This is a genomic window from Pseudomonas huaxiensis (assembly GCF_003231275.1).
GTDB lineage: Bacteria > Pseudomonadota > Gammaproteobacteria > Pseudomonadales > Pseudomonadaceae > Aquipseudomonas > Aquipseudomonas huaxiensis.
This window is the reverse complement of record NZ_QKVL01000001.1, coordinates 360,425-372,512: the sequence shown is the minus strand read 5'-3', so window position 1 is coordinate 372,512 and position 12,088 is coordinate 360,425. Positions and strand designations below refer to the sequence as shown.

At 61.2% G+C, this 12,088-nt stretch carries 8 protein-coding genes; all 8 read right to left on the bottom strand.

Annotation, left to right across the window (positions count from 1 at the left end; translation table 11 throughout):
• Positions 1 to 73: 73 nt before the first annotated feature.
• The 8 genes from eno to lpxB all read right to left on the bottom strand — a co-directional run bounded on the left by eno (position 74) and on the right by lpxB (position 12,087).
• The gene (eno, locus tag DM374_RS01665) at positions 74 to 1,363 is read right to left on the bottom strand and encodes a phosphopyruvate hydratase (RefSeq protein ID WP_095154066.1); all 1,290 of its coding nucleotides are present in this window, start codon (positions 1,361 to 1,363) and stop codon (positions 74 to 76) included.
• Positions 1,364 to 1,505: 142 nt separating this feature from the next.
• Positions 1,506 to 2,351 (bottom strand): 3-deoxy-8-phosphooctulonate synthase, encoded by an 846-nt coding sequence (gene kdsA, locus DM374_RS01660; protein ID WP_095154067.1) that lies wholly within the window; start codon positions 2,349 to 2,351, stop codon positions 1,506 to 1,508.
• A gap of 3 nt (positions 2,352 to 2,354) precedes the next feature.
• On the bottom strand, positions 2,355 to 3,983 hold the full coding sequence (locus DM374_RS01655; protein ID WP_110968288.1) for a CTP synthase: 1,629 nt from the start codon (positions 3,981 to 3,983) through the stop codon (positions 2,355 to 2,357).
• A 272-nt stretch (positions 3,984 to 4,255) separates the two neighbouring features.
• On the bottom strand, positions 4,256 to 5,563 hold the full coding sequence (tilS, locus tag DM374_RS01650; protein ID WP_110968287.1) for a tRNA lysidine(34) synthetase TilS: 1,308 nt from the start codon (positions 5,561 to 5,563) through the stop codon (positions 4,256 to 4,258).
• 93 nt (positions 5,564 to 5,656) lie between these two features.
• Positions 5,657 to 6,604 carry an acetyl-CoA carboxylase carboxyltransferase subunit alpha gene (locus DM374_RS01645; protein WP_110968286.1) on the bottom strand — a complete coding sequence of 316 codons (948 nt, stop codon included), beginning with the start codon at positions 6,602 to 6,604 and terminating at the stop codon, positions 5,657 to 5,659.
• Positions 6,605 to 6,702: 98 nt separating this feature from the next.
• Positions 6,703 to 10,224: a DNA polymerase III subunit alpha gene (dnaE, locus tag DM374_RS01640; RefSeq protein WP_110968285.1), complete on the bottom strand. Its 3,522-nt coding sequence runs from the start codon at positions 10,222 to 10,224 to the stop codon at positions 6,703 to 6,705.
• A gap of 105 nt (positions 10,225 to 10,329) precedes the next feature.
• A complete protein-coding gene (rnhB, locus tag DM374_RS01635) occupies positions 10,330 to 10,959 on the bottom strand; it encodes a ribonuclease HII (protein WP_110968284.1) in 630 nt (209 codons plus the stop codon).
• A complete protein-coding gene (gene lpxB, locus DM374_RS01630) occupies positions 10,960 to 12,087 on the bottom strand; it encodes a lipid-A-disaccharide synthase (RefSeq protein WP_110968283.1) in 1,128 nt (375 codons plus the stop codon).
• Between the last annotated feature and the right edge of the window lies 1 nt (position 12,088).

The following is a 12,088-nucleotide window of genomic DNA, read 5'->3' as shown; positions in this document are numbered from 1 at the left end:
CTCGCAGCACCTGCGAAACACCCGTCAGGACGACCGTGGCGCAACGCAGTGCTGTCTTTTTACCATCTATCGCTTAGCCGCGAAACTCGGCGCGACCACGGTACACCGCCTTGGCGCCCAGTTGCTCTTCGATACGCAGCAGTTGGTTGTACTTGGAAACGCGGTCGGAACGGCACAGCGAACCGGTCTTGATCTGACCAGCAGCGGTACCCACGGCCAGGTCGGCGATGGTGGAGTCTTCGGTTTCGCCCGAACGGTGCGAGATCACCGCGGTGTAACCGGCAGCCTTGGCCATCTGGATGGCTTCCAGGGTTTCGGTCAGCGAGCCGATCTGGTTGAACTTGATCAGGATGGAGTTACCGATGTTCTTGTCGATACCTTCCTTCAGGATCTTGGTGTTGGTAACGAACAGGTCGTCGCCCACCAGCTGTACTTTCTCGCCGATCTTGTCGGTGAGGATCTTCCAGCCAGCCCAGTCGGACTCGTCCAGACCGTCTTCGATGGAGATGATCGGGAAGCGTTCGGTCAGACCTTTCAGGTAGTCGGCGAAACCTTCGGCGTCGAAGGACTTGCCTTCACCGGACAGGTTGTATTTACCGTCTTCGTAGAATTCGCTGGCAGCGCAGTCCAGCGCCAGGGTCACATCGGTGCCCAGCTTGTAGCCAGCGTTGGCTACGGCTTCAGCGATAGCGCCCAGGGCGTCTTCGTTGGAGGCCAGGTTAGGCGCGAAACCACCTTCGTCACCTACGGCAGTGTTCAGGCCACGGGCCTTGAGCACGGCTTTGAGGTGGTGGAAGATTTCGGTGCCCATGCGCAGGCCATCGGAGAAGGTCTTGGCGCCAACTGGCTGGACCATGAACTCCTGGATGTCGACGTTGTTATCGGCGTGCTCGCCACCGTTGATGATGTTCATCATCGGAACCGGCATGGAGTACTGACCTGGGGTGCCGTTCAGGTTGGCGATGTGCGCGTACAGCGGCAGGTCCTGATCCTGGGCGGCGGCTTTGGCGGCAGCCAGGGAGACGGCCAGGATGGCGTTGGCGCCCAGCTTGGCTTTGTTCTCGGTACCGTCCAGATCGATCATGGCGCGGTCCAGAGCTTTCTGGTCAACAGGATCCTTGCCCAGCAACAGGTCGCGGATCGGGCCGTTGATGTTGGCGACGGCTTTCAGCACGCCCTTGCCCAGGTAACGGCTCTTGTCGCCATCACGCAGTTCCAGTGCCTCACGGGAACCGGTGGAAGCACCGGACGGCGCGCAAGCGCTGCCAATGATGCCGTTGTCGAGCAGTACGTCTGCTTCCACGGTAGGGTTGCCCCGAGAATCGAGAACTTCACGACCTTTGATGTCGACGATTTTTGCCATTGTTGTAAGCACTCCAGAATTGACGAAAACAACGCAGCTTGAAGAATCCGCTCTTTCGCAGGCACGGGGCACGGGCAGGCCTGCCGCGGAGAAAACCCCTGGCCATGGACCAGGGGGCGGTACTGTACCGGAGAAACGAGCGTTATGCGGTTTCTACTGTCGGAAAACTCTTGACCAAGTCATCCAGTTGCTTGAGCTGGGCCAGGAAAGGCTCCAGTTTGTCGAGGCGCAGGGCGCAAGGACCATCGCACTTGGCGTTGTCCGGATCCGGGTGAGCCTCCAGGAACAGCCCCGCCAGGCCTTGACTCAGTCCGGCACGGGCCAGCTCGGTCACCTGGGCGCGACGACCGCCAGCGGAGTCGGCACGACCACCCGGCATCTGCAGGGCATGGGTCACGTCGAAGAACACCGGGTACTCGAACTGCTTCATGATGCCGAAGCCGAGCATGTCCACAACCAGGTTGTTGTAACCGAAGCTGGAACCACGCTCGCAGAGGATCAACTGATCATTACCGGCCTCTTCGCACTTGGTCAGGATGTGTTTCATCTCCTGGGGTGCGAGGAACTGGGCTTTCTTGATGTTGATCACCGCGCCGGTCTTGGCCATCGCGACAACCAGGTCGGTCTGGCGCGACAGGAAGGCCGGCAACTGGATGATGTCGCAGACATCGGCGACAGCCTGCGCCTGATGAGGCTCGTGCACGTCGGTGATGACCGGCACGCCGAAGGTCTTCTTCACTTCCTCGAAGATCCGCATGCCTTCTTCCAGGCCCGGACCACGATAGGAATTGATCGACGAACGGTTGGCCTTGTCGAAGCTGGCCTTGAACACGTAGGGGATACCGAGCTTCTCGGTAACCCGCACGTACTCTTCGCAGACCTTCAGGGCCAGATCACGGGATTCCAGTACGTTCATGCCGCCGAACAGGACGAACGGCTTGTCGTTGGCGATCTCGATGTTACCGACGCGAATGATCTTCTGGGTCATGGATCAGGCCTTGTTCTTCTGAGCCAGAGCCGCCTTGACGAAGCCGCTGAACAGCGGATGGCCGTCACGCGGGGTCGAGGTGAACTCAGGGTGGAACTGGCAAGCGACGAACCATGGGTGATCCTGGGACTCGACCACTTCAACCAGCGCGCCGTCGCCGGAACGACCGGAAACCTTCAGGCCGGCTTCAACCAGCTTCGGCAGCAGGTTGTTGTTCACTTCGTAACGGTGGCGGTGACGTTCGACGATCACGTCCTTGGCGTAGCAATCGTGAACCTTGGAACCGCTTTCCAGTTGGCATTCCTGAGCACCCAGACGCATGGTGCCACCCAGGTCGGAAGTCTCGGTACGGGTTTCCACGGCGCCGGTGGCATCTTCCCACTCGGTGATCAGACCGACGACCGGGTGACCGCTGTTGCGGTCGAACTCGGTGGAGTTGGCGTCTTTCCAGCCCATGACGTTACGAGCGAACTCGATGACCGCCACTTGCATGCCCAGGCAGATACCCAGGTACGGAACCTTGTTCTCGCGAGCGTATTGCACCGCGGTGATCTTGCCTTCGACACCGCGCAGACCGAAGCCGCCCGGGACCAGGATGGCATCGACGCCTTCCAGCAGACCGGTGCCCTGGTTCTCGATGTCTTCGGAGTCGATATAACGCAGGTTGACCTTGGTACGGTTCTGGATACCGGCGTGGCTCATCGCTTCGATCAGCGACTTGTACGCATCCAGCAGTTCCATGTACTTGCCGACCATGGCGATGGTGACTTCGTGCTCTGGATTGAGCTTGGCATCGACGACCTTTTCCCACTCGGATAGGTCGGCGCCATTGCATTGCAGGCCGAAACGCTCGACGACGAAATCGTCCAGGCCCTGGGCATGCAGCACGGCAGGAATCTTGTAGATGGTGTCGACGTCTTCCAGGGAGATCACCGCACGCTCTTCAACGTTGGTGAACAGCGCGATCTTGCGACGGGAAGAGACATCGACCGGATGGTCGGAACGGCAGATCAGCACGTCAGGCTGCAAGCCGATGGAGCGCAGTTCCTTGACCGAGTGCTGGGTTGGCTTGGTCTTGGTCTCGCCAGCGGTGGCGATGTAAGGAACCAGAGTCAGGTGCATCAGCATCGCGCGCTTGGAGCCGACTTCGACCCGCAGTTGGCGGATCGCTTCGAGGAACGGTTGCGACTCGATGTCACCCACGGTGCCGCCGATCTCGACCAGGGCCACGTCGGCATCGCCGGCGCCCTTGATGATGCGACGTTTGATCTCGTCGGTGATGTGCGGAATGACCTGGATGGTGGCGCCCAGGTAATCACCACGACGCTCCTTGCGCAGCACGTGCTCGTAGATGCGGCCGGTGGTGAAGTTGTTGTTCTGGGTCATGGTCGTGCGGATGAACCGCTCGTAGTGGCCCAGGTCCAGGTCGGTTTCGGCGCCGTCGTGGGTGACGAACACTTCACCGTGCTGGAACGGGCTCATGGTGCCCGGGTCGACGTTGATGTACGGGTCCAGCTTGAGCATGGTGACCTTGAGCCCCCGCGCCTCCAGGATGGCCGCCAATGAAGCCGAGGCAATGCCTTTCCCCAATGAAGAAACAACACCGCCCGTGACGAATATGTAGCGCGTCATGAAAAACCCTAGAAGTCTGCGTTAAAGCGGTCTGCGCCGCCGGGGAAAGCGAAGGAAGGCCGAAGCCCCCGATCACCTGCGTCAATTACAGTGCATCCGAAAATACTGCCGCGCCTGTACAGACCGGGGTTGAAAAGCCCGGTGCTAAGCTCGCTACACATTTTGAGAATCGCCCAGCAAAAAACTGCTTGGTAATCGGCAACTCCAGTGACTCGAAACGATGTCACAGAAGCTGTATCAAGAAGGGAGCGTAGTCTACCGGAATGTCCCTTTCATCTCAAACCTTGCTCGCTCGTCGGCGCACGCCACGTCAGTTGCAAATTGCCATCAGCCAGCCCTGGCAGATTCGCCACAGCCACCAGACGCTCCCCCGCGAACAGCAATGGCAAGCGCCCGCGGACAAAGGACGGGACATGCCGCTCGTTGAGCAACCGCTTTAGATCGCGACGGCCGCGCCCCGGCAATTCAAGGGTTTCGCCGCCGCAGCGATAGCCAATACGCAAGTTTTGTGACGGCGCACTACCGCTCAGGCTGACGCTGCCGTTACCGGGCAACGGCAATGGCTCCAGAAGATCGGTCCAGGGTGCCGGCTCACTCAAAGGTTCAAGCCAGTTACCACTCAGCCAGTAAATACGCTCGCTCGCGCGATGCAGTTCGCCGTCGGTCAGCCGCCACACCGGCGAGGCATCGACGCGGGCATCACGCAGATCATCCCAGCCGGCCCAATGTTCGCTGTCCGGCAACCGCGTGAGTGGCGCCAGCCAGTACTGCAGGGCATTGCGCTGACGAGCCGGAGACAGCCGCGCCAAACTGCGCAGATTAAGCGAAGGCAATTCAAGCCAGGAAAATTCATCACCCTCCAGAGCGGAGGCCAGATCCTGCTGCGCCAATTCATCGAGCAGTTCCCGCGCCTCAGCCAGATGCGCGGCCGTGCGCGCCAGGCTTCGATTGGCTTGCGGCCAGCGCGCCGTCAACGCGGGGAGGACTTGGTGACGCAGATAGTTGCGAGAAAACCGTGCATCTTGATTAGACGGGTCCTCGATCCATTGCAGGCCCTGCTCCGTCGCGTATGCCAGCAACTGATCACGGGAAATGTCCAGTAAAGGCCGGACCAGTTCCCCCGCCCCCAGCCGTCGTTGCACCGGCATCGCTGACAAGCCGCGCACCCCGGCACCGCGCAGCAAGCGCAGCAGCAAGGTTTCCGCCTGATCGTCACGATGCTGCCCGGTCAACAAGACGTCGCCAGCGCCCAAGACCTCAACGAAGGCCGAATAGCGGGCATTTCGCGCCGACTGCTCAAGGCTGGCGCCCTCCTCCACCTGCACATGACAGACCTGCAACTCGATACCCAGCGAATCACAAAGCCGCTGGCAATGCGCCGGCCAAGCGTCGGCCGCCACCTGCAAACCGTGGTGAACATGAAGAGCTCGAAGAGGGGGAAGATCATGACGGCGCTTGAGGTCCGCCAACAGTTGCAGCAGGACGCTGGAATCCAGGCCACCGGAAAGGGCTACCCACCAGGAATTCGCGCTGCGCCACGGTGCAAGACGTGAAAGCAGTTGGGAGGCGAGATCAGTCATGGCGGCCAGCCCTCAAATGAAAACGCGGGACGGGCCCGCTCCACCTGGTGGAAACGTACCCGCCCCGCGTTCAGATGCCACGATGGCGTCAGATCAGAGCCCGTAGCTCATCAGGCGATCGTAACGACGCTTGAGCAGCGCTTCGTTGTCGAACTTCTTCAGCATGTCCAGCTGCTGGGTCAGTTCGCCACGAATCGACGCGGCCATGGCGGCCGGATCACGGTGCGCACCACCCAGTGGCTCGCCAATGACCTTGTCGACGATACCCAGGCCTTTCAGGCGCTCGGCAGTGATGCCCATGGCTTCAGCGGCATCAGAGGCTTTCTCGGCGGTTTTCCAGAGAATCGAGGCGCAACCTTCCGGCGAGATCACCGCGTAGGTCGAGTACTGCAGCATGTTCAGCTGGTCGCAAACGCCGATCGCCAGTGCACCACCCGAACCACCTTCGCCGATAACGGTCGCGATGATCGGAGTTTTCAGGCGTGCCATGACGCGCAGGTTCCAGGCGATCGCCTCACTCTGGTTGCGCTCTTCGGCGTCGATGCCCGGATAGGCACCCGGGGTGTCGATGAAGGTCAGGATCGGCATCTTGAAGCGTTCGGCCATTTCCATCAGACGGCAGGCCTTGCGGTAGCCTTCCGGACGCGGCATGCCGAAGTTGCGGCGGACCTTCTCGCGGACTTCGCGGCCCTTCTGGTGACCGATGACCATTACCGGACGGTCTTCCAGGCGGGCAATGCCGCCCACGATCGCGGCGTCGTCGGAGAAGTGACGGTCGCCGTGCAGTTCGTCGAACTCGGTGAAAATGTGCTCGATGTAATCGAGGGTGTACGGCCGGCGCGGGTGACGCGCCAGACGGGCGATCTGCCAGCTGGTCAGGTTGCCGAAGATGCTCTCGGTCAGCGTGCTGCTTTTGTCTTGCAGGCGGCCAATCTCGTCGCCGATGTTCAGCGAGTTGTCATTGCCGACCAGGCGCAGCTCTTCGATCTTGGCTTGCAGGTCAGCAATCGGCTGTTCGAAATCCAGAAAATTCGGGTTCATAGGCATCCGTCTAGGGTCGACGGCCAGGCGGCCGGCCGGTTGATCCGTTTGGCGCCCTACCTTAAGGGATCAGGCGCATTCAGGTCGAGATTAAAAATTCATCGATAGTGCAAAAAGACGTTCTCACGCCCGAACTGGTCACGCAGGGCTTGAATCAAGCCATCAGCCGGGTCGATACGCCAGTTCTCGCCGAACTGCAGCAAGGCTTTCGCGTCGCTACCGGTGTACTCCATGCTGATCGGACACGCCCCACGATGACGCTTGAACAGGTCGCCGAGCCAGGCCAGACGGTCGCCCTTGAGCGCCTCGGCGTGGATCTTGAGACGCAGACTGTCGGCCAGGTTGGTGCGCGCATCTTCCATGCTCATCACCCGCTTGACCCGCAGGCGCAGACCGCCGGAGAAATCATCGTTGCTGACTTCGCCCTCGATCACCACCATAGCGTCGGTCTGCAACAGCGACTGCGCGGCCATGAAGGCATCGGCGAACAGCGAAGCCTCGATACGCCCCGAACGGTCGTCGAGGGTGACGAAGCCCATCTTGTCGCCCTTCTTGTTCTTCATGACCCGCAGGGCAATGATCATCCCCGCCACGGTCTGGGTATCGCGTGCCGGCTTCAGGTCGATGATGCGCTGACGGGCGAAGCGGCGGATTTCGCCTTCGTATTCGTCGATCGGGTGGCCGGTCAGGTACAAGCCGAGGGTGTCTTTCTCGCCGCGCAGGCGCTCCTTGAGCGTCAGCTCCCGGACTGCACGGTGCTTGGCATAGACGTCGACATCCGCCTCATCGAACAGCCCGCCAAACAAGTCGGCATGCCCACTGTCGTGCGTGCGTGCAGTCTGCTCGGCAGACTTGATCGCTTCCTCCATGGACGCGAGCAACACAGCGCGGTTGAGGTCGACGTTGGCCTGATAGGCCTTGATCTCGTCGTGGAAGTAAGGACCGAGGCGGTCCAGCGCGCCGCTGCGCACCAGCGCATCGAGGGTCCGCTTGTTGATCCGCTTGAGGTCGACGCGGTGACAGAAATCGAACAGGTCCTTGAACGGCGCCTCGGCGCGCGCCTCGACGATCGCCTCCACAGGCCCCTCGCCGACGCCCTTGATCGCGCCAAGGCCATACACGATACGACCGTCGTCGTTGACGGTGAACTTGAAGTCCGAGGAGTTCACGTCCGGCGCGTCCAGGCGCAGCTTCATGCTGCGCACTTCCTCGATCAGCGTCACGACCTTGTCGGTGTTGTGCATATCCGCCGACAGTACCGCCGCCATGAAGGCCGCCGGGTGGTGTGTCTTGAGCCAGGCGGTCTGGTACGAAACCAGACCGTAGGCGGCGGAGTGGGATTTGTTGAAGCCGTAGCCCGCGAATTTCTCCACGAGGTCGAAGATGTTACCCGCCAGGTTGCCGTCGATGCCGTTATCCGCGCAGCCCTCGATGAAACCGCCGCGCTGCTTGGCCATTTCCTCAGGCTTCTTTTTACCCATGGCGCGACGCAGCATGTCCGCACCGCCGAGGGTGTAGCCGGCCATGACCTGGGCAATCTGCATCACCTGTTCCTGATACAGGATGATGCCGTAGGTCGGTGCCAGAACCGGCTTCAGACCTTCGTACTGGTAATCCGGGTGCGGGTAGGCCAGTTCAGCGCGACCGTGCTTGCGGTTGATGAAGTCGTCAACCATGCCCGATTGCAGCGGACCGGGACGGAACAGTGCCACCAGTGCGATAAGGTCTTCGAGGCAGTCGGGCTTGAGCTTCTTGATCAGTTCCTTCATGCCCCGCGATTCAAGCTGGAACACCGCGGTGGTTTCAGCTTTCTGCAGCAGGTCGTAGGTGCGCTTGTCGTCGAGCGGGATGAAGTCGATATTGAGGTCTGGCAGACCTTCCTTGGCTTGCTCGCGGTTGATGGTCTCCATCGCCCACTTGATGATCGTCAGCGTACGCAGGCCGAGGAAGTCGAACTTCACCAGACCCGCAGCTTCGACGTCATCCTTGTCGAACTGGGTGATCAGGCCGCCGCCTTCTTCGTCGCAGGCGATCGGCGAAAAGTCGGTCAGTTTGGTCGGTGCGATCACCACACCACCGGCGTGCTTGCCGGTACCCCGGGTGACCCCCTCCAGCTTGAGGGCCATGTCCCAGATTTCCTTGGCGTCTTCATCGACCTTGAGGAAATCGCGAAGAATTTCTTCCTGCTCGTAGGCCTTTTCCAGGGTCATGCCGACTTCGAACGGAATCATCTTCGACAGCCGGTCGGCCAGTCCGTAGGACTTGCCTTGCACCCGCGCCACATCGCGCACCACCGCCTTGGCCGCCATGGTGCCGAACGTGATGATCTGGCTTACCGCGTTGCGGCCATAGGCTTCGGCAACGTACTCGATCACACGGTCGCGACCGTCCATGCAGAAGTCGACGTCGAAGTCGGGCATGGAAACCCGTTCCGGGTTGAGGAAACGTTCGAACAGCAGGTCATAGGCCAGCGGGTCGAGGTCGGTGATCTTCAGGACGTAAGCCACCAGCGAGCCGGCACCCGACCCCCGGCCCGGGCCAACCGGCACGCCGTTGTTCTTGGCCCACTTGATGAAGTCCATAACGATCAGGAAGTAACCCGGGAATCCCATCTGGATGATGATGTCCAGCTCGAACTTGAGCCGGTCCAGGTAGGTCTGGCGTTTCTCTTCGTAATTCGGTGTGGTTTCTTTCGGCCAGAGCACCGCCAGGCGCTCTTCCAGGCCCTCGTGGGAGACGTGTCGCAGGTAATCGTCGATGCCCATGCCGTTGGGCGTCGGGAAGTCCGGCAGGAAGTATTTGCCCAACTGCACTTCGATATTGCAGCGTTTGGCAATCTCGACGGTGTTTTCCAGCGCCTCGGGCAGGTCGCTGAACAGCTCGGCCATTTCCTCGGCGCTTTTCAGGTACTGCTGATCGCTGTAGTTGCGCGAGCGACGTGGATCGTCCAGCGCCCGGCCTTCGCCGATGCACACACGGGTTTCGTGGGCGTCGTAGTCGGTCTGCTTGATGAAGCGGACGTCGTTGGTAGCCACCAGCGGTGCGCCCAGGCGATCAGCCAGTTCTACGGCGGCATGCAGGTATTCTTCGTCGCCGGCGCGATTGGTGCGCTGCACCTCGACGTAGAAGCGGTCGGGGAACATCGTCATCCAGTCCCGCAGCAGTGCTTCGGCGTCCACCGCGTTGCCGGACAGCAAAGCCATGCCGATGTCACCTTCCTTGGCCGCGGACAGAGCAATCAGCCCCTCGGAGGCGTCGGCAATCCACTCGCGCTGGATAATCACCAGGCCATTGCGCTGACCCTCGACCCAACCGCGGGAAATCAATTCGGTGAGGTTGCGATAGCCCTGGGCATTCATCGCCAGGAAGCAGATGCGCGACAGTGGCGCATCCGGGTCGTCGTTGGCCAGCCACAGGTCGGCACCGCAGATCGGCTTGATCCCGGCCCCCATCGCGGTTTTGTAGAACTTGACCAGAGAGCACATGTTGCTCTGGTCAGTCACCGCCACTGCCGGCATGTTCATCGCGGTCAGGGCCTTGGCCAGCGGCTTGATCCGTACCAGGCCGTCGACCAGCGAGAATTCGGTGTGCAGGCGAAGATGAACGAATGAAACCGACATGATGGTCCTATAGCAGCGCAAAACGACAAGGCCCGGATTGTACCGGGCCTCGATCAAAACAACAGCCGGGGGATTCTGATCCTGACTGAAGGTGGAGCCGATGGCTCAGCCCAGGATTGGCTGGTCACCCATCAGGGCCCGGGCCTCGAAGGCCGCCCGCACAGGCGCGAAGGAGCGCCGGTGAATCGGGGTCGGACCAAGGCGGGCCAGCGCCTCCAGGTGCACCGGGGTCGGATACCCCTTGTGACCACCCATCCCGTACCCAGGATAGATCAGTTCGAACGCGGACATTTCCCGGTCACGGGTGACCTTGGCCAGGATCGACGCGGCCGCGATAGCCGGTACCTGACTATCGCCTTTCACCACGGGAGCGGACGGCACGTTCAACTTGGGGCAGCGATTGCCGTCGATCAGCGCCAAGCGGGGGGTGATATGCAAGCCCTCCACCGCGCGCTGCATTGCGAGCATGGTGGCGTGGAGAATGTTCAACTCGTCGATTTCATCGACTTCGGCCCGGGCGATGTGGAAGCTCAGGGCCTTTTCGCAGATCTCGTCGAACAGCTTTTCGCGGCGAGCCTCGGTCAGTTTCTTCGAATCATTGAGGCCAAGAATCGGGCGATTCGGGTCAAGGATCACCGCGGCGGTCACTACCGCACCACACAGCGGCCCACGACCGACCTCATCGACACCGGCGACAAGGTCTTCGACCAGGTTGAAGTCCAGTCCCATTTGCATTTATCGGGTTTCCAGCAAGGCCAGCACTGCTTCTGCGGCCTGGTTCGAGGCATCGCGGCGCAGTGTGCGGTGAATCTGGTCGAAGCCTTCGGTCTGCTGCACACCATCGGTCACCAACGGCGCCAGGGTCTGGGCCAGGGACTCGGTGGTCGCAGCCTCCTGCAACAGCTCTGGAACCAGCAAGCGCTGGGCCAGGAGATTGGGCAGCGAGACGTAGGGACTTTTGACCAGGCGTTTAAGAATCCAGTAGCTCAGCGGCGCGAGGCGGTAGGCCACCACCATGGGGCGCTTGAACAGCAGCGCTTCAAGGGTGGCAGTACCGGAAGCGATCAGCACCGCATCGCAAGCCGCCAAGGCCTGGTGGGACTGACCGTCGAGCAGCGTCAGCGGCAGGTCACGGCCTTCGAGCATCTGTTCAAGCTGCGCACGCCGCGCGGCATTCGCGCACGGTGTAACGAAACGTACACCAGGCACCAGTTCGCGCAGGCGCTGAGCGGTATCGAGGAAAAGAGCACCCAACCGGCCAACTTCGCCTCCCCGGCTGCCCGGCATCAAGGCGACCAGCGGGCCTTCCGGCAGGCCCAAAGCCCCGCGGGCGGCCTGTCGATCAGCATCCAGGGGAATGGTGTCAGCCAGCGGATGTCCGACGAAACGCACGGGCACGCCTTGTTCTTCGTAGAACTTCGCTTCGAAGGGGAACAGGGTGAGCATCAGATCGCAACCTTCGCGGATCTTCAGCACGCGCTTCTGACGCCAGGCCCAGACTGACGGGCTGACATAGTGCACGGTCTTGATGCCGGCGCGGCGCAGTTTCAATTCGATATTCAGCGTGAAGTCAGGTGCGTCGATGCCGATGAACACGTCGGGCTTTTCATCGATAAGCGTCTGAACAAGCTGCTTTCGGCGCTTGAGCAGTTCAGGCAGCCGTCCCAGCACCTCGACCAGGCCCATGACCGCCAGGCGTTCCATGGGGAAGTAGGAGACGAGCCCCTCGGCTTCCATCAGGGGGCCGCCAACGCCGATGAAGCGAACATCCGGATGACGCGCCTTGAGCGCCCGCATCAGACCGGAACCAAGAATGTCGCCGCTGGCCTCACCGGCCACCAGCGCTACGCAGAGTTCGGACATA